Raw genomic sequence first — 23,820 nt, 5'->3', positions numbered from 1 at the left:
TCAGGAACCGACGGCCAGGGTGACCGGCTCCGACGTACGGCCGGTGATGTAGACCCGCGGGCCGGTCAACGCATCCGTTCCACCGAGGAACGTGTACGCCTCCCCGGGGTGGTACTCCGCCGGACGGTCGGCGCCGGAGCCGTTGCCTGGACCGAACGTCAGGGTGTCGGACCCCACCGTGTAGCTGCCGGTGCCCGCGACCAGCTCGTAGGCGTCCGCACCGAGCTCCCGCGCGCCAGCCACCGTGCCCCCCGGGCGGAATGCGAGCTCGATCGCGAAGGCGGTGGTCAGGCCCTCGAAGCCGACCGTGAGCTCGAACCCGCCCGGACGAGGCCGCACCCGCACCAGGGTTCCCATCCGGACCCGGTCCCGGGCGCGCTCGGAGAAGCTCATCGCAGCGGCGAACCGGCCCTCGAACTCGAGGTCGTAGTGCCCGTCGGGATCGGCCAGCAACGGGTCGATCGGCTGGTAGTAGCCGGTGGTGAGGACGTCGGACAACTCCGCATCGCCGTCGGACAGGCGCAACCCGTGGCTGCGGAACGGCCCCATGCCGAAGAAATCCCGGGACAGGCGCACCGACTCCAGCACCGCCGCGCCCGAGCGCAGGCGCACGAAGGTCGGGTTGCAGGCGAGCCCGGACGCGACCCGCCCCATGTGCGGCACGTCCGAGCCGCCGTAGACGGTCAGGGTGCGCGCCACGGACCGCCACACGGCCAGGCCCGCGCCGCCGAAGACGAGCGGGGCGCCCCAGCCCGGGGTACGCCCTGGGCCGGAACCGGTGCCGGTCCCCGACTCGTCCACGAGCGGGACGTCCGGCAGCTCGCCCGCGAGGGCCGGCTCCGCCAGTACCTCGGCGAGTGCTCCGACGGCGTCCAGCCCGGTGCCGTCCTGCGCGAGCCGCGCGAAGTCGGCACAACCCGCACAGTCTCTGGCCAGCGCGAACCGCCTCGCCTGCATCGCAAAGGCTGCCGCGCCGAAGGTGGTCGTCTTCTGGTCCTGGCGCCGGGAGAACACCGTCTCGACGATCCCGTCCGGGTCGGTCAGGACCGCGTACGCGTGCAGGTTCCGGTGCACCACGTCGAGCAGGTCGGGAGCCTGGAGCACCCGCGCGATGGCGATCAGACACGGGTTGGAGACATGCGCCGCGTAGTTCGCGGACCGTTCGGAGTACAGCCCGTCGCCGTCGACATCGACCCCCTCGGCCAGCCAGGCACGCAACCGGGCGAGCACCTCGGCATTCGGTGAGAGCTCGTGCAGCCGGGCCAGCGCGGCGCCGATCTCCCACCGGTGGTTCGGGGTGTGCACGCCGCCCGCGACCAGGGCCGGTGCGATCCGGTCGCAGATCACGGCGAGCCGGTCGGCGAGGTTCGCCAGTGCGTGGACTGTCCCGTCGGGACCGTCCGTCGCCGCCTCGATCAGCGACCGGACCTGCGCCACGTCGTTGATCGTGAAGCTCGAGTCCGGCGGCGAGGCGAGGTTGTCGCCGGAACTGAACAGTCCGCCGTCGGCCTGCAGTGCCTCCAGCTCGGCGAGCCAGTCGTCCGCGGCGGCCAGGGCCACGGGGTCGCCGCGCCAGCGGGAGTCCGGGTTCAGATAGCAGACGACGGCGGTGCGCACCTTCGTCATGACGCCGCGGTGTCCCCCGTGGTGGGCTGGTGCGCCATCGAGCAATGTGGTGAGGACCTGGTCGGAACGTTCGGTGATGAGAGCGTGGAAGTCCAAGTCAGTCCTTCAGACCCGAGTTCATATCGGCGTTCATGATCTGCTTCTGGAACACGAAGAACAAGATAACCATAGGGACCAGCGAGATGACGGACGCGGACAGCAGCACAGACCAGTCGATGTTGTCCGCACCCACGATCGACCGCAGCGCGAGCTGCAGCGTGTAGCGGTTCGGGTCGTTCAGGACCAGCAGCGGCCAGATGTAGTCGTTCCAGCGCCACTGGAACGAGAAGATCGCCAGGGTCACCGCGATCGGCTTGGCCAGCGGCAGCATGATCGAGAAGAACGCCCGGATCTCCCCAACGCCGTCGATCCGGGCCGCCTCGAGCAGCTCGTCCGGCACGGTCTTGAAGTACTGCCGGAACATGAAGATCCCGGTCGCGGTGATGATCGACGGCACGATGATGCCGGCCAGCTGGTTGTACAGGCCGAGGTCCCGGATCACCACGAACGTCGACGGCATGATCACCTCGGTCGGCAGCATCGTGGTGGCCAGGATGCAGATGAAGAAGATGCTCAGCCACTTCGCCTTGTACTTCGCCAGGGCGTACCCGGTCATCGCCGAGACGAACACGGTGAGCACGGTGGTGACGACCGCGACCAGCCCGGTGTTGAAGAAGTACTGGGCGAAGTTGAACCGGTTCCATGCGGTGATGTAGCCGGAGAAGGTCCAGTTCTCGGGCAGGATCGACAGCGGCAGGCTGAACAGCTCACTGCCCGGCTTGAACGAGCTGAGGATGAACCAGGCCACCGGGAACAGGTAGATGAGCACGAGCACCCAGAGCAGCAGGGTGGCCGGCCCATAGGAACGGAGCTTGGTCATCATGATTGGTCACTGCCCTTGTCGAAGCGCAACTGGATGACGGCGACCACGATCAGGATCACCATCAGCACCATGGACGCGGCGCTCGCGTAGCCGATCTCGGAGCGCTCGAATCCGGTCCGGTAGATGTACTGCACCATCAGCATGTTCTCGGTGCCCGGGCCACCGCCGTTCAGCGCCTGGATCATCGCGAACTCCTTCATCGACCCGATCGTGGTGAGAAGGACGACCAGGAACGACGTCGGCGCCAGCAGCGGCAGCGTGATGTGCCGGAACCGCTGCCACCCGGTCGCACCGTCGATCTCGGCGGCCTCCAGGTAGGAGCGCGGGATGTTCTTCAGAGCGGCCATGAACAGCAGCATGTTGAACGCGGTGCCGCCCCACGAGGACGCGAACAGCACCACGGCCAGGGAGAGGTTGGCGTCGGTCTGCCACGGGACCGCATCGACGCCGACGAGACTGAGCAGGTAGTTGACGAAGCCGAAGTTCTCCCCGAACAGCCAGCGCCAGATCACCCCGTTGACGATCGGTGAGATCAGCCAGGGCATGAAGAACACGACCCGGGCCGGCACCTTCCCCTTCGCGTTCCGGGTGGTGACCAGCACCGCGATCCCGAGGGAGATCACGAAGTGCAGCGGCACCGAGAGCAGCGTGTAGAACGCCGTCCGGCCGAGCACCGAGTAGAACGTCGCGTCCTGGAACAGTGCCGCGTAGTTCTCGACGCCGATGAACTCGGGATCCCCGACGCCCCGGTAGTCGGTGAACGAGTACCACAGTCCGAGCGCGCCCGGCCAGACGAAGAACAGCGCGAACAGCACCACGGCGGCCGCGATGAATATCAGCGGCGCGATCGTCTGGCCGCGCCGGATCGAGGCAAGCCTGCGTCTGGGCGGGGTGGCCGTGGCCACTTCGGGGGTTTGGGTCGTGGCCGCCAAGGCGAGCCTCCTGGAGGAAGGTGTGGGTGATGCTCGACGGCGGTGCGCCCCGTTCGCAATGTGGCGCACCGCCCGTGTTCGCTGCTGCTCAGAGCGAGGCGTTCAGCAGCTCGATGATGTTCGCGATCGTGGTGTCCACGTCCTGCTCGTCGTTGAGGTACTTGACCGTCTCGTCGCGCAGCGGGTCGCCCTCGAGGGTCCGGCCCTCGATCTCGCCCTCGAGGTCCTGGGTCTTCAGCCGGGCCGCGACCTCGTCGGAGGCCTCGATCTCCTCGTTGTACAGCTCGAAGGCCTCGGCGTTGTCGGCGTAGGTGACGGTGATGCCGTTCACGGCCGGCAGGAAGCCGGACGTCTCGGACAGCTCGGTGTAGTTCTCCGGCGTGTAGAGCCAGTTCACGAAGTCCAGCGCGGCCTGCTCCTGACCGGTGCCCTCGAAGACCACGATCGAGGCGGCGTTGCCGTAGTTCGTCACCCGGACCGGCTGCTTCGGCATGTACACGCTGACCCACTCGAAGTCTGCGATGTTCACCGCGAAGTCGGCGATCTGCCAGGAACCCGAGCAGTACGCGACCACGTCGCCGCTCTTGAACAGGCCGTTCGGGTCGCCGTCGGACAGCCACACCGAGCGCGGCATGAACGAGTCGTCATTCAGTGCGTAGAAGTACTCCAGCGCGGGCTTGGTGTTCTCGTTCGTCTCGAACGCGCCGTCGACCAGCTCGAAGGTGTTGGAGCCGAACTCGTACAGGAACGCCTTCAGTCGGTGCGCCGAGCGGTCCATGACCATGCCGTAGGAGGCGCCGGTCGCGGTCTGGACGGACCGGATCGTCTCGGTGAACTCGTCCCAGGTCCACGGCTCCTCACCCACGGCCGGGTAGGTCGCGCCGGCCGCGTCGAAGAGGGTCTTGTTCAGGAACATCCCGACGGCGGTGATGTCGCTGGGCAGGGACAGCACCTTGCCGTCGGGGTCGATGGCGGCGAGTTCGGACTTGACGTCGTTGGTGTCCAGGATCTCCCGGAGGTCCATCGTGACGTCCTTCCAGGTGGCATCGATGCTGCCGACCCGGGCCAGCGCGGGCAGGTCGTTCGCCAGCGCCGCGTTCTTGAGCTTCGTGGTGAGGTCCTCGTTCGCGACGTCCACGATCTCGACCTCGATGCCGGTCTCCTCCTGGTACTTGGCGGCCATGTGGGCGTAGCCGCCGCCCTGGTTCGCGTCCCCGGAGAGGAAGAACTGCATGTGCGTCACCTCACCGCCCTCGCCGCCGCTGCCCGCACCATCGGAGCAGGCCGAGAGGCCGAGTCCCACGGCAGCCGTACCCGCGATCCCGCCGAGCATGAGCTGGCGGCGTCCCAGAACTGGATTCATCAATGATTCCTCTCTACCGCGGTCAACCCCGTGGTTGCCCGCACGACTCCTGTGTCCGTGGCCCGCCCCGAGGGCGCGTCCAGGGCAATCTAGTTAGCGCTCACATCGGCTGTCAACCTTTGTACGGACATACGCACATTCTTACCAGTCTGGGCTCGCGCTATCGAGCCACGACGGTGGTGTCGAACGTGTACCGCGACCCCCGGTACAGATGCGAACCGAACTCCACGACGGCGTTCACGTCGTCGAAGGCGATCCGCTCCATGGTGAGCAGGGCAGCCCTTGGCCGTTCGTCCAGGACACGTGCCTCGGCCGCGGTCGCGAGCCGGGCACCGATCGTCTGACGGGCCAGCCTCATCTGCACACCGGTGGCGCGCAGGGCAGCGTACAGGCCGACCTCGGCGAGCTCGGCCGCGCTCGGGGCGAGCTCCGCGCGGACGTGGTTCGTCATCAGGGCCAGCGGTTCGTCATCGGCGAACCGCAGCCGCTCGATCGTGACGACCTCGGCGCCCGGTTCGACGCCGAGACGCTCGGCGATGATGTGGTCGGCCGGGTGGGACTCGAGGCTGAGCACCTCGGTGCGGGGGGTTCGGCCCGCGGCCGCCAGGTCGTCGTACAGGCTGGTCAGCTCGACCGGGCGGCGGATCAGCTCCGACGCGACCTGCGTCCCGATGCCGCGCCGGCGGATCAGCAGACCCTGCTCGACGAGGTCCTGGAAGGCGCGCCGCGCGGTCGGGCGGGACACCCCGAGCCGGGCCGCCATCGCGAGCTCGTTCTCCACCCGGGTCCCGGCCGGCAGGTCACCGGAGGTGATCATGGCCTTCATGGCCTCGGCGATCTGGTGATACAACGGCACCGGGCTCGAGCGGTCCAGCGCGACCCGCGGCAGATGCACGGTCTGCCCCGTGCTTGCGGTGTCCATCTCCATGTCCCCCTCCTTGCAGCCATCGGCCGTCCCTCGTCGACCTCGATCGTCGACGGGGCGGCCACACCCATACGCTCCCTCACGCAGCGAACCTGCGGTCACGCTAACGCGTCGCAAAGCCTAAAGTCCATATGTCCGGACAAAGACTTGACGTGCCGCGCCGCGATGGGGCACGGTTGAGACCCGCCCCGGTGGCGGAGTACCGAGGTCGCCCGCGAGCAGTGGGTGAAGCCGCCCCAATGGTGGGCAGAGGGGTTGACAGAGACGATGACGGCGCCAACGACGCCCGCGGAGGTCCTCACGATGGGCCGGTCCGGGGTGGACATCTACCCGCTCCAGATCGGTGTGGGCCTGGAGGACGTGACCACCTTCGGCAAGTTCCTGGGCGGCAGCCCGATGAACGTGGCGGTGGCCTCGGCCCGGCACGGCCACAGCGCGGCCGTGCTCACCGGCGTGGGCAACGACCCGTTCGGGGTGTACGTGCGCCGGGAGATGCGCCGCCTCGGCGTCAGCGACGAGTTCGTGATCACGAGCGAGGTACTGAACACCCCGGTGACGTTCTGCGAGATGTTCCCGCCGGACCACTTCCCGATCTACTTCTACCGGCAGCCGAGCGCGCCGGACCTGCAGCTGACGCCGGGCGACCTCCCGGCCGATGCGGTGCGGGACGCCCGGATCATGTGGTTCTCCGTGACCGGGCTGTCCGAGGAGCCGAGCCGGTCCGCCCACCATGCCGCCCTGGCGCTGCGGGGGCGGCGCGAGCACACCATCCTCGACCTGGACTACCGGCCCATGTTCTGGGCGGACCCGGCCGAGGCGACCACCCAGGTCCGCGAGTTCCTGACCGGCGTCACGATCGCCGTCGGAAACCGCGAGGAGTGCGAGGTGGCCGTCGGCGAGTCCGACCCGGACCGGGCCGCGGACGCCCTGCTCGAGGCCGGCGTGGAACTGGCGATCGTCAAGCGCGGGCCCGAGGGCACCCTCGCCAAGACCCGCGAGGAGCGAGTGGAGGTCCCGCCGGTTCCGGTGGACGTCGTGAACGGGCTCGGTGCGGGAGACGCCTTCGGCGGCGCGCTGTGCCACGGCCTTCTGGCCGGCTGGTCGCTGGACCGGATCATCACGGCCGCCAGCGCGGCGGGCGCCATCGTCGCCGGCCGCCTGGAGTGCTCGACGGCGATGCCCAGCGAGGCCGAGGTGCTCGCCGTGATCGACGAGGGTCGCTCCCCCAACGACCTCGAGCGGGTCGCGTGAGCGCTCCGACGATCCGCCCCACGGCCCACGCGACTGGGATGGCGGCCGCCCTGGAGGAGATCCGGGAGTTGCGCACCCATCACCCGGAGCGCATCGCCGAGGTCCTCGCGGCCCGGCCACGCGGTGTGTTCCCGACCGACCCGAGCGCCCGGCTGATGATCATCGCCGCGGACCACCCGGCCCGCGGCTCCCTGGCTGCCGGCCCCGAGCCGCTGGCCATGGCGGACCGGCGAGACCTGCTCCTGCGATGCTCGGCTGCCCTGGCCCGCCCGGGGGTGCACGGTTTCCTCGGCACCGCGGAGATCGTCGAGGAGCTGGCTCTGCTCGGCGCCCTCGACGGCAAACTCGTGTACGGGTCGATGAACCGGGGAGGTCTCGCCGGTGCGGACTTCGAGCTGGATGACCGGTTCACGGGCTACGACGCCGACGGCATCGTCTCCTCCGGGCTCGATGGCGGCAAGATGCTCCTGCGCATCGACTACCGCGACCCGGCCTCCGTGGCCACCATGGAGTCGGCGGCCCGGGCGGTCGACGCGCTCGCCGACGCGGGGGTGATGGCCATGGTGGAGCCGTTCATCTCCACGCGGGTAGAGGGCAGGGTCCGCAACGACCTCTCGGTGGAGGCGGTCATCCGTTCGGTGACCATCGCCGCCGGCCTCGGACGGACGTCCGCCCGCACCTGGCTCAAGCTGCCGTACGTACCCGAGATGGAACGCGTGATGGCCGCGACGTCCCTGCCCGCCCTGATCCTCGGAGGCGAGGTCGACCCAGACCCGAATGCCGCAGCCGAGGGCTGGGCCCGGGCCGTGCGGGTGCCCGGAGTGAAGGGCCTGATCATCGGCCGGTCGCTGCTGTACCCGCCGGACGACGACGTCGAGGCCGCCGTGGACCGGGCGGTGTCGGTGCTGTGAGCGCAACGCACGAGACGAATGCAGCGAATACGGCCGGCACGCCTGCGCGGCTGCTCGTGCGGGCCGGCACCGGTGCCGCCGGGTCCTTCAGTGTCGATCTCGGTCCCGAGGACGCCGGCTGGGCGTTCAGCGGGCTGCGGATCCTGGACCTGCCAGCCGGCGGCAGCCAGGAGCTGAAGACGGGACCCGACGAACTGCTGGTGCTGCCACTGGCGGGAGCCTGCACGGTCACGGTGACCACGGACACCGAGGGAGAGCAGACCTTCGCCCTCCAGGGTCGACCTGACGTGTTCGGTGCCGTCACCGACCACCTCTACATCCCGATCGGCGCCACGGTGACGATCACGTCCGCAGCCGGTGGCCGGTTCGCGCTACCGAGCGCACGGGCGAGCCGTCGGCTCCCGGTCAGCCACCGCGGTGCCGATGAGGTCCGCGTCGAACTGCGTGGGGCCGGCACGTGCTCGCGGCAGGTGAACAACTACGCGCTCGGCAACGACCTGGACACCGACCACCTGCTCGTCTGCGAGGTTCTCACCCCAGGCGGCAACTGGTCCTCCTATCCCCCGCACAAGCACGACGAGCACACCGACGACGAGCGTGAGCTCGAGGAGATCTACTACTTCGAGGTCGCGCCCGGACCCGCCGGACCAGGTTTCGCGTTCCACCGCACCTACGGCACCGACGAGCGACCGCTCGAGCTGACCGAGGAAGTGCGTACCGGGGACGTGGTGCTCACCCCGCACGGCTACCACGGACCGTCGATGGCGGCCCCTGGCTACGACCTGTACTACCTGAACGTCATGGCCGGGCCGGCAAGCGACCAGCAGTGGCTGATGACCGACGACCCGGCCCACCACTGGATCCGCGACACCTGGAACGACCAGGACATCGATCCCCGGCTGCCGATGAACGGCACGCCGGCCGAGGGCCGGGAGGGCCACTCATGAGTGCTGCACCGGACGAGCGACCGAGCGACCGAACCGACCGGCAGCCTGGCGGCCAGCCACCCGGGTCCTCGACCGAGCGACTGACCGTCGGCCAGGCGCTGGTCCGGTTCCTCGCGGCTCAGTACACCGAGCGTGACGGCGTCGAGCAGGCCCTGTTCGCGGGCGTCTTCGGGATCTTCGGGCACGGGAACGTGGCCGGGATCGGCCAGGCGCTCGTTCAGAACGAGGTCGACCCCGCGCCCGGTGAGGACCGGCTGAAGTACTTCCACGCCCGCAACGAACAGGCCATGGTGCATGCCGCCGTCGCCTTCGCGCGGACGAAGAACCGCCTGCAGACGATGGCGTGCACGGCTTCGATCGGGCCGGGCTCGACGAACATGGTGACGGGTGCTGCACTGGCGACGATCGACCGGATCCCGGTGCTGTTGCTGCCCTCGGACATCTTCGCGACCCGGTTCCCGGACCCGGTGCTGCAGCAGCTGGAGGACCCGCGCAGCCTCGACGTCTCGGTGAACGACGCGTTCAAGCCGGTGTCGCGGTTCTGGGACCGGATCAACCGGCCGGAGCAGCTGATCCCGAGCGCGCTGGCCGCGATGCGGGTGCTCACCGACCCGGCGGAGACCGGCGCGGTGACGTTGTGCCTGCCGCAGGACGTGCAGGCCGAGGGCCACGACTGGCCGGTCGAGTTCTTCCGCAGGCGGGTCTGGCACGTGGCCCGGCCCGTCCCCGAGACCGCGGCGCTGGCTCGCGCCACCGCTGCCATCCGCGCGGCGAAGCGCCCGCTCCTCGTGGCCGGCGGCGGCGTCATCTATTCCGAGGCGAGCGCCGAACTGGCCGCCTTCGCCGACGCGACCGGGATCCCGGTCGCGGACACGCAGGCCGGCAAGGGCGCGATCGCGTTCGACCACCCGAGTGCCGTCGGCGGGGTCGGGGCCACCGGCACCGCGGCTGCGAACGCCCTCGCCGCCGAGGCGGACCTGGTGATCGGGGTGGGCACCCGGTACACGGACTTCACCACCGCCAGTCACACCGTGTTCGCTGACCGCGACGTCGCCTTCGTGAACGTCAACGTGCTCGCGTTCGACGCGGCAAAGCACGCCGCGGACATGGTCGTGGCCGATGCCCGGGAAGGCTTGCGCGCGCTCACCGAGGCCCTCGCCGGGCACCGCGTGGATCCCGCCTATGAGACCCGGTCCACCCGGCTCGCCGCCGAGTGGGCCGCCGTCACGGACGAGTGCTACCACCGCGGCCACGGCCCGCTGCCTGCCCAGACCGAGGTGTTCGGCGCCCTGAACGAACTCATGGGCGACGAGGACATCCTGATCAACGCGGCCGGGTCGATGCCCGGTGACCTGCAGGCCCTCTGGCGGGCCAGGAGCCCGCACCAGTACCACCTGGAGTACGGCTACTCGTGCATGGGCTACGAGATCCCGGCCGCGATGGGCGCCAAGCTGGCCGCGCCCGAGCGTGAGGTCGTCGCGATCGTGGGCGACGGGACCTACCAGATGATGCCGGCCGAGCTCGCGACGATCGTCGCCGAGAACCTCAAGGTGATCGTGGTGCTCCTGCAGAACCATGGGTACGCCTCGATCGGGGCATTGTCGGAGTCGGTGGGTTCGCAGCGGTTCGGCACCCGGTACCGGATGCGTACGGACGACACCGACCTGCTGGACGGCCCGCCCGTGCCGCTGGACCTGGTCGCGAACGCCCGCAGCTTCGGCCTCGACGTGATCGAGACCGCGACGATCGAGGAGTTCCGGGACGCCTACGCCACGGCCGCAGCCGCGCCGCGGGCCACCGTGATCCACATCGAGACCGACCTGCAGGGCCCGAACCCGCCGTCGTCGGCCTGGTGGGATGTCCCCGTGGCCGCCGAGTCCCGGCTGGCCAGCACCCGCATCGCCCATGAGGCCTACCTCGAGGCGAAGAAGAACCAGCGCCACTACCTGTGAGCGAACCGTACCGAGGAGGAAGTCCCCAGATGAGGACCATCAAGCACTGGATCGACGGCACCGAGGTCGACGGAGCGGGCCCGTTCACGCCCGTCCATGACCCGGCCACCGGTGCGGTCATCGCCGAACTGGCCACGGCCGATCAGGGCGTGGTCGACGCCGCCGTCGCCGCGGCGCGCACCGCCCAGCGGGCATGGGCGGCGACCTCGCTGGCCCGGCGCACCGAGATCCTGTTCCGGATGCGCGAGCTGGTGGTCGCCAACACCGATGAACTCGCCCGGGTCATCTCGGCCGAACACGGCAAGACGGTGGACGACGCCATCGGCGAGATCGGCCGTGGCCGCGAGACGCTGGACTTCGCGTGTGGGATCAACCAGGCGAACAAGGGTGAGTTCAGCGCCGACGCCTCCACTGGCGTCGACGTGCACAGCCTGCGGCAGCCGGTCGGGGTGGTGGCCGGGATCACCCCGTTCAACTTCCCGGTGATGGTCCCGATGTGGATGCACCCGGTCGCGATCGGATGCGGTAATGCGTTCATCCTCAAGCCCTCCGAGCGGGACCCCTCCGCCGCGAACTTCGTCGCGCGCCTGTACGCCGAGGCCGGGCTGCCCGACGGCGTGTTCCAGGTGGTGCACGGCGGCAAGGACACGGTCGACGCGCTACTGGCGCACCCTGGTGTCGGAGCCGTCTCGTTCGTGGGCTCCACCCCGATCGCCCGGTACGTGCAGCAGGTCGGGATCGCGAACGGCAAGCGGGTGCAAGCCCTCGGCGGTGCGAACAACCATGCCGTGGTGATGCCGGACGCGGACTTCGAGTTCGCGGCGGCGCAGATCTCCTCGGGTGCGTTCGGGTCCGCCGGCCAGCGGTGCATGGCCGTGCCGGTGGCCGTGGCCGTCGGTGGTGCCGCGGAACCGCTCGTCGCTGCGCTGAAGGCCGAGGCCGAGAAGATCACCGTCGGCCCCGGCTCCGATCCCGCCACGGACATGGGACCGGTCATCACCGCGCAGGCGCGCGAACGCGTGATCCGCAGCGCCACCGACGCGATCGAGGCCGGTGCCGGCGTTGTGGTGGACGGCCGTGACCTCACCGTGCGCGGCCACGAGAACGGCTACTTCGTGGGGCCCACCCTGCTGGACAACGTCACCCCCGAGATGTCCGCCTACCGCGACGAGATCTTCGGCCCGCTGCTGACCGTGCTCCGGGTGGCCGACCTCGACGAGGCGCTCGAACTGGTGAACTCCTCCCCCTTCGGCAACGGCTCGGCGATCTTCACGAACTCCGGTGAAGCCGCGCGTCGCTACAGCCACGGCGTGGAGGCCGGCATGGTCGGCGTGAACGTGCCGATCCCGACCCCGGTTGCCTACTACTCGTTCGGTGGGTGGAAGGATTCCCTGTTCGGCGACCACCACGCCCACGGCCCGGAGGCCGTGCGGTTCTACACCCGCAACAAGGTCATCACCACCCGCTGGCCGCACCGGGACAGCCAGGTGGAGGCCAGCATGAGTTTCCCGAGCACCACCGACTGACCCCGACCGAACCAACGGCCGGCTCACGACCCGGCCCGGCTGCGGACCGCAGCCGCCGCACCCGACCTGACCTCCGCCGTCGTCCATCACAGAAGGCCCGACCCATGACCCAGCCGAGCAAGGCCAACAACCCCGACCCGCGCTACAACAAGCTCACCGTCGGCGTGTGCCCCGACCAGTGGGGCGTGTGGTTCCCGGAGGACGAGCAGCAGATCCCGTGGGCCACGGCCCTGGACGAGATGGCGCAGGCGCAGTTCTCGGTGATGGAGACCGGCCCGTTCGGCTACTTCCCCACCGACCCCGGGCGGCTGCAGGAGGAGATGGACGCCCGCGGGTTCCGGGTCGTCGCCGGCACCGGCTGGGGCATCCTGCACAAGGAGGAGGCCTGGGCGGAGACGGAACGAACGTTCCGGGCGATCGCGGCCACGCACGCGGAGGTCGGCGCGGAGTACATCGTGCACCTGCCGCCGCTGTTCCGGGACGACAAGACCTGGGAGTTCATCGACGATCGGGAGCTCACCCCGGCGGCGTGGGACCTGTACGTGCGGAACGCGAACCGGCTCGGCAAGCTCCTCAAGTCCGACTACGGGCTGAAGATGGTGCTGCACCCGCACGGCGACTCCCACATCGAGACGCCCAAGGACATCGAGCGGGTGTTCGCGGCGACGGACCCGGAGTATGTGAACTTCTGCCTGGACACCGGCCACATCGTCTACGGCGAGGGTGATCCGATCGAGATGATCCGGACCTACCCGGAGCGGATCGCGTACGTGCACATCAAGGCCTTCGACCCGGAGCTCGTGCGGCAGGCCCACGAGCTGGACTGGCCGTTCGGCGAGGCGGTGGCGCGAGGTGCGTCGGTGCGGCCGCCGGCCGGTGAGCCGGACATGCCGCAGCTGATCGACGCGCTGGCAGACCTGGACAAGGACCTGTACGTGATCCTCGAACAGGACCTGTACCCCGCCGATCCGGCCATGCCGCTGCCGAACGCCATCAAGACCCGCGAGTACCTGGCCGAGTGCGGGCTCGGCCTGCTCTGAACCCATCTGAACGTCACGCACCACAGCACGCGACCACGAGGACCATCACATGAGCGTTCGTATCGGCATCATCGGACCCGGCGGCATCGGCCGCTCCCACATCGCCCGGATCACCGACAAGCTGGCCCGCGGGCGGGTGGTCGCGGTCACCGACATCGATCCGGCCCACGCGCAACGGGTGGCGGATCCGATCGGTGCGACGGTGTACGCCGACGACGCGGCGCTGATCGAAGCCGAGGACGTGGACGCGGTCATCGTCACCAGCTTCGGTCCCGCACACGAGGGCTCCGTGGTCCGCGCGATCGAGGCCGGCAAGCCGGTGTTCTGCGAGAAGCCGCTGGCGCCCACCGCCGCGGAGTGCCTACGCATCATGGCAGCCGAGCAGCGTGGCGGCCGGCGCCTCGTGCAGGTGGGGTTCATGCGCCGGTACGACGCCGGATACCGGGAGCTCAAGGCCGTCCTGGACAGCGGCGACGTCGGCGAGGCGCTGATGGTGCACAACCGGCACCGGAACCCGAGCTCGCCCGAGAACTATCTCGAGGGGATGTCCATCACGGACACCGCCATCCACGAGATCGACGTGATGCGGTTCCTGCTCGGCGAGGAGATCGTGTCCGCACGAGTCGACAAGCCGAAGCGGACCACGAATCGCTTCCCGCACCTGTCCGACCCGCTGGTGCTGGTGTTACGGACCACCTCCGATGTGCTCATCGACGTCGAGATCTTCGTCAACAACACCTACGGCTACGACATCGGTTGCGAGGTCGTGGCCGAGCGCGGTGCGGTCGCGCTCGGCGACCAGAACGCGATCGTGCGCACCGGCACGGCCGGGCGCAGCAACCGGATCGCCGCGGACTACAACGAGCGGTTCGAGGCGGCGTTCAACACCGAGCTGCAGGAGTGGATCAACTCCGTGCAGGCCGGCGAGATCGTCGGGCCGTCGAGCTGGGACGGGTACGCCGCGGCCGTGGTCTGCGACGCGGGCGTGCGGTCTCTGCGTGCGGACGGGTCGCAGGAGTTCGCCGTCGAGCTGATCGAGAAGCCGGCCTTCTACGCCTGAGGTGCCGGGCCGCCGTCGGGGGGTTGCCTACGAGACGGGACTGGCCGCCGTCGGGCCCTTGCTCATGAGGCAGGGGTGGCACCGCCTGCCCACGTCTTCGCGAACTCCCCCGGCGTCACGGCCGTGACCCGGGTGAAGTCGCGGCTGAAGTGGGCCTGGTCCGCGTACCCGAGCACGGCTGCGACCTCGGCGAGGCTGCTCGGCTGCTCGCGTAGCCGCTGCGCCGCCTCCTGCAGCCGGCGCCGCTGGATCAGCCACTTCGGACTCAGCCCGACCCGGCGCCGCACCAGCCGCTGCAGGGAGCGCTCGGTCAGGTCGAACTCCGCGCAGACCTGAGCCACCCGAAGCACGTCCGGGTTCCGCTCGACGAACGCGACGACGGCGTTGATCAGCAGGCCGTCCTCGTCCACCGGCAGGTAGCCACGCAGCACGTCGGTGTAGGCCGCCATGGCCTCGCCGTGAGCCGTGGGCGCAGCCGGTTCGGACGCCATCGCCGCCCGGACCCGTTCGACGAGCGGCTCTCCCGTGGCTCCGAGCACGTCGGCGATGGGGACGTAGGCGTCCGTGTACTCCGAGATCGACCGACCCGTGAGCAGGTGGCCGGCCGACGGTGCGCACATGACGCCGACGGCCCATCCGTTCCCCGTGAGTGTGGTTGTCGACAGCCCCGAGACCACGCCATAGAACCGGGCGTAGGTGTTCGTGATGACGAACAGGCAGTGCGGGTACTGGAGCACGCGCTGGGGCGCCTCGTGCCCGGGCGGCACTGACCACACCGGGATCCAGAACCGCTCCACGAGGCCGCGCAGGTCCGGCTCCGGCTCGTACCGGAACATGGTGTGGGAGGCGTCCCCGGGCTCCTTCAGATGCGCCCGCTCGATCGCGTCGATGGGTCGCAAGCTGCCGCTGTCGGATTTCATCAAGACCCAGCCTGCCTCATGGCCCTAGCGTCGTCGGCATCAGAGTTCACCAGCGCGGCCGTAGCTGCGCAGGTCGCCAACCAGTTCGGAGTGTCCCGATGAGTACGACCAATACGACCGACAGCACCACCGATACGACCAGTACGACGGCCGCGACCGGCGCCGCCAGCGCGCCTGGCATCGCGGCGGCCCACCGTCGGGTCGGCGAGCCGTTGCTCGCGCTCCTCGGCTCGGTCCCGAGCGACGGCTGGTCCGCCAGCTCGCCGTGCGAGGGTTGGTCGGCCAGGGACGTGGTCCGCCACCTGATCGAGACGCAGCGCGAGTTCCTCACTGGACAGGAACTGCACCTCGGCCCGGCGCCGGACGTCGATGCGGATCCCGCGGCCGCCTGGCGCGTGCACTCCGCGCGAGTCTCGGCACTGCTCGCCGACCCCGCGATCTCCGCACAGGGGTTCGACGGCTTCTTCGGTCCGACCACCATCGGTGCGACGTTCGAGCGGTTCTACGTCTGGGACATGGTGGTGCACCGCTGGGACATCGCGCGGGCCACCGGGGGCGACGAGGCACTCACCGAGTACGAACTCGACATGATCGAAGCCGGCGCGGACAGTTTCGGCCCGACCCTCTACATGGACGGCATCTGTGGGCAGGCCGTCGACCCGCCCGACGGCGCCGATCGCCAGACCCGCCTGCTCGCCCGCCTGGGTCGCGCCGCCTGAGGGCCGGGACCTCCAGCCTTCTGTCAGTGAGTCCATGGCTCAGAAGGGTGGTGGTTCGTCGGGGTCGGGTGCGGTGCGGTAGGTGGGGCCGTGGCCAGCGCTGGAGGGCCGGGTTCTGGGGAGTTCGGTGATGGTGCCGTCGGGGGTGCGCATGTAGACGTGGCCGGTGGGGGTGCGCCAGAACCGGTTGCCGTGTTCGTCGACCTCGTCTTCGAAGTCGCCGTGGGTCTTCAGGACGTGGCAGCGTCGGCACTTAGGGTCGAGATTGTCGTCGCTGGTGGGTCCGAGAGGGAACGGGACGCGGTGGTCGAGTTCGGTCATCCGGGCGGTGGCCGAGCAGCCGGGCGCGGTGCAGTACGGCTCGTTCTCCTTGATCCGGTCACTCATGTTCTGCGGGGGTTCATAGCGGGTGGTGCCGTAGTCCAGGACCCGGTCGGAGATGGGGTCGGTGACCAGGCGCCGCCAGGTGCCGCCGGCGGCGAACGCGCGGGCGACGTCGGCGGGGATGGGGCCGAGTCCTTCGACGTCACCGGGGTCGTCGCCGCCCATCAGGGTCGTCAGGGAGACGCGGATGAGGATCTGGGCGCGGCGTCCACCGAGGACTCCGACGGGCCAGACCCGGGGCAGCCCTTGCCCCCGGGCGGGTGGGAAGACCCGGGGGTCGGTCCCGGTATCGGCGCCGTGCCAGGACCCCAGGAACGCACCCTGCGAGCCGGCACCAGTCCCAGCACCTGCGGGAGCGACGGGCGCACTCGTTCCCTCGGCCTCGTTCGCCGGGCCGGTCGTGGACGCAGCTGTCCCCTCCGACTCGCCGCTCGAAGCAGTGCTGGGCGCACTCGTTCCCTCGGTCTCGCCCGCCGGACCGGTCGTGGACGCAGCTGTCCCCTCCGACTCGCCGCTCGAAGCGGTCCTGGGCGCACTCGTTCCCTCGGACCCGCCCGCCGGACCGGCGGTGGAAGTTCCGGTTTCTGAATCCGCGCCCGCGTCAGCGGCGCCGTGGCCATGACCGTCGTGGTCGTGGGTGCAGGCGCCGGTCTGGAGTTGGAAGGTGAAGCCGGTCAGGTCGCCGACCTGGCCCGTGTTCAGCCCGTGGGCGACGATGTCGGCCATGACATCGGCACGCAACTGCTCCAGGGTCCGGAGGTCCCCGGCGGCCTTCGCCGAGGACGCCGCACTATCCAGCAGCAGATCCAGGCCGAGGGCGTCCGCGGCGGGCCAGTACACGGTGTGGGAGGCCATCCCGTCGACATCGATCCGGGCCCGGCCCACATACCGGCGGGTGCTGGCCTGGGCGGCGCGTTGGGTGAACTGCGCCGGGTCAGCGGCAGCGACCAGTTTTGCGACCTCCTGGCTGACCCGGTGCCTGGTCCACAACACCGCCTTCGGCAACAGCTCGTCCTGGACCTCGAACGCGGCCTCGGCCTCCAACACCGAGACCGCGACCGCGATCACATCGGCCTTAGCCGCATCGATCTCACCCCGAAGGAGCGCCTGCCCGGTGGGGGCGGCGATCCCGCCCAGGAACTGCCCGACCCGGACCAACCGGTTCGCTTCCTGCTTCGAACACCCGACCTTCGCCGCGATCTCGTCCGCGGCCAACGACTCCCGGAACACCACCCGCCGCCCGACCGCCCGCGGCCGGGGCATCACCATCGACGCCCGCGAGGCAAGCTCCGCGGCGACCTCCCGCACCCCCGCCGCGGCCACGGATTCCAGGCGCCGGTAACATCCCAGGGCGTCGACGAGTTCGTAGTCGTCGAGGCCGGTCAGGTCCGCGCGCGTGAGCTCATCGACCAAGAACCCGTCGACCGGGCGAGACGACAACGCCTGCGCATCCACCCGCGGCAGACCGTCACCACCCAGATCCACCGGCACCTCGGCCGGGAACACCCCAGGACTGCCCGTGCTGGGAGCCCGGACCGGTCCAGCGCCCGGGGCGGCAGACCCGTCACCCTGGCTCTCCTCGGGTCCGACCACGCCGCCGAGATCACCCTCACCGATCAGATCCTCGGGCGTACCGACGAACTCCGAGAACCAGTCCTGATACTCCAGCTCCCGCTCGAATGCGGCCACCTCAGCCAACTCCGACGGTGACAACGACGCCAACGCGGCCTCATCCAGCGTGTCGTAATCGATCACGCGTACCGCGCCACCAACTGCCTCGGCACAGTGCTCACAGCACCCCCGTAGGCGCGTCATAGCCTGCGGAGAGGCATCCTCACTATCGACCTCGAACATGTGTTCCATCCTACGCCTGCCCGCCGACAAACAGAAGACCACCACCGGCCCTGTGGACAACCCGATCAACCACGATCCGACCATGGTCCAACCCCGGGTTCAATCACGGTCCGGGCGATTGCAGGCTCGTCGCGAGGCGCGCACATAGGCTTCATCCAGTGCCGCGCATCCGACTCCAGACCCTCGTACCGGCGCCCGTCGAGGCGTGCTTCGATCTGAGTCTCTCCATCGACGCGCACACCGCTTCGATGGCGCGCTCGGATGAGCGTGCGATCGGTGCCGTGACCTCCGGGTTGCTCGGACCTGGCGATTCCGTGACGTGGCGGGCCCGGCACTTCGGCATCCCGTTCACGATGACGTCGCGGATCGTCGAGCACGAATTCCCGCACCGGTTCGTCGATGAGCAGGTCTCCGGTCCGTTCGGGCGCTGGTGGCACGAGCACCTGTTCGAGGCCCGCAAGAGAGGAACGCTGATGACCGACGTGGTCGAGTTCGCCTCACCCCTGGGACCGTTGGGTCGCATCGTCGACCGGTGGGTCCTGACGTCCTACCTGACCCGCTTGCTCACGGTTCGGAACGAGTGGCTCGCAGGCAACTTCGGCCGGGAACCGGACTGAGTCACTCCTCGATGCGGAACCCCAGCTTGATCGTGACCTGCCAGTCGGCGACCGCGTTGTCCTCGATGTGCCCACGGATCTCGCTGACCGTGAACCAGTCGAGATTGCGGACACTCCCAGCAGCCTTGGCGACGCCGTTCGAGATCGCCGCGTCGATGCCGTCGGTCGACGTGCCGACGATCTCCGAGACACCGTACGTGTGGTTGGCCATGTTGGTTCCTCCTCGAACCTGCCGGGCGCGGGGATACGACCCGATCACAGCACGGTAGCCCCGCCAAGACGCCGGCGCGCGGCGCCACCAGGAGTGCGCCGCGGACCCTACTCGAGCACCGCCCAGCCGCACGCGTCCACGCGCACCCAGGCTCCGCCGTCGCCCAGTTCGGCCGGCCCGGCCACCACGTCGGTGACACCGACGCCGTCCACCCGGGCCGCGGCGTCGGCGACGTTCAGCACCACGACCAGCCGGCCGCCTTCGCCGACCGCCTCGTAGGCGTACGTCTCGTTCGACAGGTTCAGCGCACGCGTGCGCGCGCGGTGCAGCCATGGGTGCCGGCGTCGCACCGAGATCAGTTCCTGGTGCAGGTGGTAGACATCCCAGCCGGACTCGGGCAGGTCGGCGGGCGAGTCGGGGAACGCGGGCCGGATCGCGTCATCACCACCGAATCGCTCCTCCTTGACCGCCTCGAAGCCCTGCTCGTCGCCGTAGTAGATGGACGGCGTCCCACCCAGCGTCATCAGCAGCACCAGAGCGTGCGCTCGCAGCCGCGGGTCGGGGATCTGGGTCGCGATCCGCGTCACGTCGTGGTTGCCGACGAAGGTCAGCGGCACGAACGCCTCGAGCATGTCGTTGTGCCGCCCGAGCGCGTGGTCGAGCTCGTAGAAGTTCCGCTCCCGGATCGAGTTCCAGATCGCCTTCCACAGCTCGTACTGGGTGACCGCATCCATCCCGGACTCCGCAACGATCTGCGCGTAGTCGCCGTGGATCACCTCGCCCACCACGTAGGCCTCGCCGAACTCGGCGCGCACGGCCGGCAGCACCTGCTGCCAGAACTGCGTCGGCACCGCGTACGCTGCGTCCAGGCGCCACGCGTCGGCGCCAGCGCGAAGCCAGTACCGCATCACCTCGCTGACGAGGTCGACCACGCCGTCGTCACCGTGGTTCAGCGCGACCAGGGAATCATGCCCCTCGAAGTTGCCAACCGTCGGCGCCGCGCCCGGCCCGTTCCAGGTGAGATCGAACAGGCGGGCCTCGGCGTTGTCCGGGCCGTTCTCGACGGCGGCCCGGAACGCTGGATGCTCGCGCCCGACGTGGTTGAAGACACCGTCGAGCATGATCCTGAGGCCGCGTTCGTGCGCGGCCGCCACGAGAGCGTCGAAATCGGCCCGGTCCCCGAGCCGGGGGTCGATGCCGAAGTGGTCGACGGTGTCGTAGCCGTGCGTGCTCGCTGTGAAGATCGGGCCGAGCGCGATCCCGGAAACGCCCAGCCCGACGGCGTAGTCGAGCCAGTCGATCAGCGCACGCAGGGTTCGGGCCGGCTCGGGTGGCGCGTCCGCCAGCGCCTTGGGCGCAGCGGCGAACCCGAGCGGGTAGACCTGCCACCAGATCGCATGCTCCTGCCAGGACGTCATGACCTCAGTCTCGCAGCCCGGACGGACGACAACCGGCTGGGACGCACGGTTGACCCTGACGCAGGGTCAAGCTCGCAGCATGGGAGGCAACCGATCCACGGTAAGGGCCGAGAGAGACGAGAGCACGATGCAGACCTTCACGATCCACCACCACGGCGTCAGGGTCGCGGTGTCCCGAGGCGGCCGCGGACAGCTGATGGTCCTGTGCCCCGGGCTGAACTCGACGCAGGCCGATCTGCACGAACTGGCCGAATCGCTGCGGGAGGATTACGACGTAGTGACGTTCGACCTGCGTGGCCATGGCCTCTCCTCGGCGGCCGACGACTACACCTTCGAAGCGTTCCTAAGCGATCTGGCCGCCGTCATGCTGGACCTCGGGCGCCTCGACCTGGCTGCCGCATCGGTGCTCGTCGGCTACTCGCTCGGCGCGGACCTGGCCGTCCACTTCGCCTCCGAACACCCGGACACCGTGGCCGCCCTTGTACTCATCGACGGGGCGAACCCCGTGCCCGAACCGTTGATCAGCGACGCCCTCCTGCCGCAGTTCCGAGCCATGTGGGAGGCGATGGCGGCGCAGCAGGTGTCCGAGCGGGACACCTCCCAACAGGTACGGCTCACCGGTCAGGAGATTCTCGACCTGAACGTGGAAGTCGATGTGATCCGGTCCGGGATCCTTGACCGGTACCGGAGGATCGACCTCCCCACGAGCATGATCATGTCGACCTCAATGGCAGGCACCGGCAACGAAGGACCTGCACCGCGGCTCAACCGGGCCTGGCGCGCCGGCGTCGAGCGGCTGCTGCGCGACCAGCCACACATCGTCACGTCCTGGATCGACGCAGACCACGGACTGCCGTTCACTCACGCACGGGAGATCGCTCGGATCATCCGGAGCACACCTGGATCCGCCGCCCGCGGCGGTCCCTCTAACGCGAGGTAGGAGACTGGTGCGATGCTGACTATCGGTGAACTGGCGTCGTACTCCGGGGTCACCATTCGCGCGGTGCGGCACTATCACGCCACGGGACTGCTGCCGGAACCGGAGCGGGACCACTCCGGCTACCGCCGGTACGACGCCGCCGCAGTGATCGAGGTGATCAAGATCCGGACCCTCGCCCAGGCCGGGGTCCCACTATCGCAAGTGCGGGGTTTGCAACGGGCCGACCAGTCGGAGTTCGCCGTCGCGGTGGCGGACATCGACCGGCGGCTGGCGGCCGAGATTCGAGAGCGTCAGCGGCACCGGCAGCAGATCGCCAAGCTCGCCGCCGGGGACCACCTCGCGCTGCCATCGGAGGTGGTCGAGCACCTCGACCAATTACGGGCGCTCGGGATCCACGAGCGGATCGTCCAGGTCGAGCGCGACGGCTGGATCCTGCTGGCGGCGCGCTCACCGGGACGGGTCACGGAGTGGATGGCACGAAAGCGTGAGCAGAGGGCCGACCGGCAGTTCGTCGAGTTCTACCGCACGCTGGGCCACGCTCTCGATGGAGCCGCCGATGACCTACAGCTGGTCGAGCTGGCCGACGAGGTCTCCGGGTACCTGACGCGGATGGCCGATGCGCAGGGCGATGACTACGTCGACGACACCGAGATCGAGGCACCGTTGGTCGCGTTGATGGACAGGCTCGTGGTCGACAACGTGCCGCCCGCTCGCCGCCTGATCGAACTGCTGACGAAGCGAGGCTGGGCCGGCTGGACGAAGCTCGAGCGCCAGGCAGAGCACCGGTAGATGTGAACGGACCATCTAGGCTCACCAGCATGCCGACGACGTCACCCACGCAGACCGAGACCGCCCGAGCGCTCCTCCCCCGCGCCACGCCCGCCGAGGCGGGAATCTCGGCAGCCGGGATCGCCGCGTTCCTCGACGCGGTCGAGGCCCGTGGGATCGAGCTGCACAGCCTGATGGTGGTCCACGCCGGCCGGGTGGCCGCGGAGGGCTGGTGGGCGCCGTACGCACCGGACCGGCCGCACCTGCTCTACTCCCTGAGCAAGTCGTTCACGTCCACGGCGGCGGGTTTCGCGATCGCCGAGGGCCTGTTCTCCCTCGACGACAAGATCGTCGACCTGCTCCCCGCGCACGTCCCGGACGACGTCGACCCCGCGGTCGCGTCGCTGACCGTGCACCACGTCCTCTCGATGTCCACGGGCCACACGGCCGACACCCTCGAGAAGGCGCACGAGCTCGAGCCGGACGACGTGGTCCGCGGCTTCCTGCGCCAGCCGCCGCAGGACCCGGTGGGCTCACGACACGTCTACAACAACAGCTGCACGTACGTGGTCGCCACCCTGGTGGCCGAGCTCAGCGGCACGCACCTGATCGACTACCTGCGCCCGCGCCTGTTCGAACCGCTCGGCATCACCCCGGGGCACTGGGACACCGACGGCCAGGGCAACGCACTCGGCTTCTCAGGACTGCACCTGACCACCGAGTCGATCGCCGCGTTCGGGCAGTTGCTGCTCGCCGGCGGCCGCTGGCAGGGCGCCCAGGTGCTGCCCGAGGGTTGGGCGGAGCTCGCGACCAGCTCGCACGTGCGGACCGACTCCGATCCTGCGACCAGCATCGACTGGGCCCAGGGCTACGGGTACCAGTTCTGGATGGCCACCCACGGCTTCCGCGGTGACGGTGCCTACGGCCAGTTCTGCGTGGTGGTCCCCGACTGCGACCTGGTGCTCGCCACCACCTCCGCCACCGACAACATGCAGGGCATCCTCACTGCCGCGTGGACCCATCTGCTGCCGGCCGTGGGCGCCCCTGATGCCGACCCGGCCGCCGCGGCGCGCCTGGCGGAACGGCTCGCGGGGCTCGCTCTCCCCGTGGTCGAGGCGGACGCGGGCGCCTCACCCGAGGTGCCGGTCGCCTTCGTGGTGGCCGACGGCGCAGAGCCGGGTCCGCTCCCGGCCGGCACCCGGGTGCAGGTCGCCCCGACCGCCGACGGCTGGCAGGCGACGTTCGCGTTCTCCGGCGGCACGGTACGGATCGACGGCGGGCCCACGGCATGGGTCGAGACCGAGGTGACCACCGCCGTCGGGCTGGTGCGTAGTTCGCGCCGCGGACGCTCCCGGTCCTCGACCACGGTGCTCGCCCGCGGCGGCTGGCATGCCGACGGCGCCTTCGAGGCGGACGTGCTGCTCGCCGAGCTCCCGCACCGGTTCCGGTTGCGCGGCGCGGACGGCGTGGCCACGGCCGCCTGGAACGCGGTGCCGCTGGCCGGGATGCGGTTCGAGGCACACCTGCCCTGAGG

21 protein-coding genes are annotated in these 23,820 nt (G+C 69.7%); 12 read left to right on the top strand and 9 right to left on the bottom strand.

The features are described 5' to 3' along the window. From HALOF300_RS24915 to HALOF300_RS24895, 5 genes are all read right to left on the bottom strand, one after another. Entirely contained in the window at positions 1–1,722 is a 1,722-nt protein-coding gene (locus HALOF300_RS24915) for a hypothetical protein (protein ID WP_156743568.1), read from the bottom strand. Between the two features lies 1 nt (position 1,723). Next, the gene (locus tag HALOF300_RS24910) at positions 1,724–2,548 is read right to left on the bottom strand and encodes a carbohydrate ABC transporter permease (protein WP_156743567.1); all 825 of its coding nucleotides are present in this window, start codon (positions 2,546–2,548) and stop codon (positions 1,724–1,726) included. Then, positions 2,545–3,480: a carbohydrate ABC transporter permease gene (locus tag HALOF300_RS24905; protein WP_231955742.1), complete on the bottom strand. Its 936-nt coding sequence runs from the start codon at positions 3,478–3,480 to the stop codon at positions 2,545–2,547. The genes HALOF300_RS24910 and HALOF300_RS24905 overlap by 4 nt, the downstream gene beginning before the upstream one ends. Before the next feature lie 88 nt (positions 3,481–3,568). Next, positions 3,569–4,843: an ABC transporter substrate-binding protein gene (locus HALOF300_RS24900; protein ID WP_156743566.1), complete on the bottom strand. Its 1,275-nt coding sequence runs from the start codon at positions 4,841–4,843 to the stop codon at positions 3,569–3,571. Positions 4,844–5,003: 160 nt separating this feature from the next. Continuing rightward, on the bottom strand, positions 5,004–5,771 hold the full coding sequence (locus HALOF300_RS24895) for a GntR family transcriptional regulator (protein WP_231955741.1): 768 nt from the start codon (positions 5,769–5,771) through the stop codon (positions 5,004–5,006). Between the two features lie 264 nt (positions 5,772–6,035). Here HALOF300_RS24895 and iolC point away from each other — a divergent pair, with 264 nt between their 5' ends. From iolC to HALOF300_RS24860, 7 genes are all read left to right on the top strand, one after another. Then, positions 6,036–7,019 (top strand): 5-dehydro-2-deoxygluconokinase, encoded by a 984-nt coding sequence (iolC, locus tag HALOF300_RS24890; protein WP_156743565.1) that lies wholly within the window; start codon positions 6,036–6,038, stop codon positions 7,017–7,019. A 38-nt stretch (positions 7,020–7,057) separates the two neighbouring features. Then, positions 7,058–7,930: a Cgl0159 family (beta/alpha)8-fold protein gene (locus HALOF300_RS24885; RefSeq protein WP_156743616.1), complete on the top strand. Its 873-nt coding sequence runs from the start codon at positions 7,058–7,060 to the stop codon at positions 7,928–7,930. Continuing rightward, positions 7,927–8,877, top strand: a complete 951-nt coding sequence (gene iolB / locus HALOF300_RS24880) for a 5-deoxy-glucuronate isomerase (RefSeq protein WP_231955739.1) — start codon at positions 7,927–7,929, stop codon at positions 8,875–8,877. Before HALOF300_RS24885 ends, iolB begins: the two co-directional genes overlap by 4 nt. Next, positions 8,874–10,829 carry a 3D-(3,5/4)-trihydroxycyclohexane-1,2-dione acylhydrolase (decyclizing) gene (iolD, locus tag HALOF300_RS24875; RefSeq protein ID WP_156743564.1) on the top strand — a complete coding sequence of 652 codons (1,956 nt, stop codon included), beginning with the start codon at positions 8,874–8,876 and terminating at the stop codon, positions 10,827–10,829. Before iolB ends, iolD begins: the two co-directional genes overlap by 4 nt. Positions 10,830–10,858: 29 nt before the next feature. Next, entirely contained in the window at positions 10,859–12,355 is a 1,497-nt protein-coding gene (locus tag HALOF300_RS24870; RefSeq protein ID WP_156743563.1) for a CoA-acylating methylmalonate-semialdehyde dehydrogenase, read from the top strand. A 104-nt stretch (positions 12,356–12,459) separates the two neighbouring features. After that, on the top strand, positions 12,460–13,395 hold the full coding sequence (locus HALOF300_RS24865; protein ID WP_156743562.1) for a TIM barrel protein: 936 nt from the start codon (positions 12,460–12,462) through the stop codon (positions 13,393–13,395). A gap of 49 nt (positions 13,396–13,444) precedes the next feature. Further along, a complete protein-coding gene (locus HALOF300_RS24860) occupies positions 13,445–14,455 on the top strand; it encodes a Gfo/Idh/MocA family oxidoreductase (RefSeq protein ID WP_156743561.1) in 1,011 nt (336 codons plus the stop codon). A 62-nt stretch (positions 14,456–14,517) separates the two neighbouring features. Here HALOF300_RS24860 and HALOF300_RS24855 read toward each other — a convergent pair whose 3' ends face one another. Then, positions 14,518–15,375 (bottom strand): helix-turn-helix domain-containing protein, encoded by an 858-nt coding sequence (locus tag HALOF300_RS24855; RefSeq protein WP_156743560.1) that lies wholly within the window; start codon positions 15,373–15,375, stop codon positions 14,518–14,520. A gap of 98 nt (positions 15,376–15,473) precedes the next feature. Between HALOF300_RS24855 and HALOF300_RS24850 the strand changes: the two genes are divergently transcribed. Beyond that, the gene (locus tag HALOF300_RS24850; protein ID WP_156743559.1) at positions 15,474–16,094 is read left to right on the top strand and encodes a TIGR03086 family metal-binding protein; all 621 of its coding nucleotides are present in this window, start codon (positions 15,474–15,476) and stop codon (positions 16,092–16,094) included. Between the two features lie 39 nt (positions 16,095–16,133). On the opposite strand, the gene HALOF300_RS24845 is transcribed toward HALOF300_RS24850, so the two are convergent. Further along, complete coding sequence (locus tag HALOF300_RS24845; protein ID WP_197522823.1) at positions 16,134–18,233, bottom strand: DUF222 domain-containing protein; 2,100 nt, start codon at positions 18,231–18,233, stop codon at positions 16,134–16,136. A gap of 257 nt (positions 18,234–18,490) precedes the next feature. On the opposite strand from HALOF300_RS24845, the gene HALOF300_RS24840 reads away from it, so the two are divergent. Continuing rightward, on the top strand, positions 18,491–18,949 hold the full coding sequence (locus tag HALOF300_RS24840; RefSeq protein WP_156743557.1) for an SRPBCC family protein: 459 nt from the start codon (positions 18,491–18,493) through the stop codon (positions 18,947–18,949). A 1-nt stretch (position 18,950) separates the two neighbouring features. Here the strand turns inward: HALOF300_RS24840 and HALOF300_RS24835 are convergent, their stop codons facing one another. Both HALOF300_RS24835 and HALOF300_RS24830 read right to left on the bottom strand, forming a co-directional pair. Beyond that, complete coding sequence (locus tag HALOF300_RS24835; protein WP_156743556.1) at positions 18,951–19,160, bottom strand: dodecin; 210 nt, start codon at positions 19,158–19,160, stop codon at positions 18,951–18,953. Between the two features lie 107 nt (positions 19,161–19,267). Further along, on the bottom strand, positions 19,268–20,578 hold the full coding sequence (locus HALOF300_RS24830) for an alpha-amylase family protein (protein ID WP_156743555.1): 1,311 nt from the start codon (positions 20,576–20,578) through the stop codon (positions 19,268–19,270). Between the two features lie 127 nt (positions 20,579–20,705). On the opposite strand from HALOF300_RS24830, the gene HALOF300_RS24825 reads away from it, so the two are divergent. Genes HALOF300_RS24825 through HALOF300_RS24815 form a run of 3 tightly spaced genes read left to right on the top strand, consistent with a single transcriptional unit; the run spans position 20,706 to position 23,818 of the window. Continuing rightward, entirely contained in the window at positions 20,706–21,518 is an 813-nt protein-coding gene (locus HALOF300_RS24825; protein WP_156743554.1) for an alpha/beta fold hydrolase, read from the top strand. Between the two features lie 12 nt (positions 21,519–21,530). Further along, a complete protein-coding gene (locus tag HALOF300_RS24820) occupies positions 21,531–22,307 on the top strand; it encodes a MerR family transcriptional regulator (RefSeq protein ID WP_156743553.1) in 777 nt (258 codons plus the stop codon). 29 nt (positions 22,308–22,336) lie between these two features. Continuing rightward, the gene (locus HALOF300_RS24815; RefSeq protein ID WP_156743552.1) at positions 22,337–23,818 is read left to right on the top strand and encodes a serine hydrolase domain-containing protein; all 1,482 of its coding nucleotides are present in this window, start codon (positions 22,337–22,339) and stop codon (positions 23,816–23,818) included. The last annotated feature ends 2 nt before the right edge of the window (positions 23,819–23,820 follow it).

It is taken from the genome of Occultella aeris (genome assembly GCF_902703175.1).
Lineage (GTDB): Bacteria > Actinomycetota > Actinomycetes > Actinomycetales > Beutenbergiaceae > Occultella > Occultella aeris.
This window is presented reverse-complemented; position numbering and strand designations above follow the sequence as displayed.

Bases quoted from the DNA above. Each gene is read 5' to 3' on its own strand.
- HALOF300_RS24820 (WP_156743553.1), top strand. From the start codon at position 21,531: ATGCTGACTATCGGTGAACTGGCGTCGTACTCCGGGGTCACCATTCGC.
- HALOF300_RS24850 (WP_156743559.1), top strand. From the start codon at position 15,474: ATGAGTACGACCAATACGACCGACAGCACCACCGATACGACCAGTACG.
- HALOF300_RS24870 (WP_156743563.1), top strand. From the start codon at position 10,859: ATGAGGACCATCAAGCACTGGATCGACGGCACCGAGGTCGACGGAGCG.
- HALOF300_RS24825 (WP_156743554.1), top strand. From the start codon at position 20,706: ATGCAGACCTTCACGATCCACCACCACGGCGTCAGGGTCGCGGTGTCC.
- HALOF300_RS24835 (WP_156743556.1), bottom strand. From the start codon at position 19,160: ATGGCCAACCACACGTACGGTGTCTCGGAGATCGTCGGCACGTCGACC.
- HALOF300_RS24910 (WP_156743567.1), bottom strand. From the start codon at position 2,548: ATGATGACCAAGCTCCGTTCCTATGGGCCGGCCACCCTGCTGCTCTGG.
- HALOF300_RS24815 (WP_156743552.1), top strand. From the start codon at position 22,337: ATGCCGACGACGTCACCCACGCAGACCGAGACCGCCCGAGCGCTCCTC.
- HALOF300_RS24855 (WP_156743560.1), bottom strand. From the start codon at position 15,375: ATGAAATCCGACAGCGGCAGCTTGCGACCCATCGACGCGATCGAGCGG.
- iolD (WP_156743564.1), top strand. From the start codon at position 8,874: ATGAGTGCTGCACCGGACGAGCGACCGAGCGACCGAACCGACCGGCAG.
- HALOF300_RS24885 (WP_156743616.1), top strand. From the start codon at position 7,058: ATGGCGGCCGCCCTGGAGGAGATCCGGGAGTTGCGCACCCATCACCCG.
- HALOF300_RS24865 (WP_156743562.1), top strand. From the start codon at position 12,460: ATGACCCAGCCGAGCAAGGCCAACAACCCCGACCCGCGCTACAACAAG.
- HALOF300_RS24860 (WP_156743561.1), top strand. From the start codon at position 13,445: ATGAGCGTTCGTATCGGCATCATCGGACCCGGCGGCATCGGCCGCTCC.
- HALOF300_RS24895 (WP_231955741.1), bottom strand. From the start codon at position 5,771: ATGGAGATGGACACCGCAAGCACGGGGCAGACCGTGCATCTGCCGCGG.
- iolC (WP_156743565.1), top strand. From the start codon at position 6,036: ATGACGGCGCCAACGACGCCCGCGGAGGTCCTCACGATGGGCCGGTCC.
- HALOF300_RS24830 (WP_156743555.1), bottom strand. From the start codon at position 20,578: ATGACGTCCTGGCAGGAGCATGCGATCTGGTGGCAGGTCTACCCGCTC.
- HALOF300_RS24900 (WP_156743566.1), bottom strand. From the start codon at position 4,843: ATGAATCCAGTTCTGGGACGCCGCCAGCTCATGCTCGGCGGGATCGCG.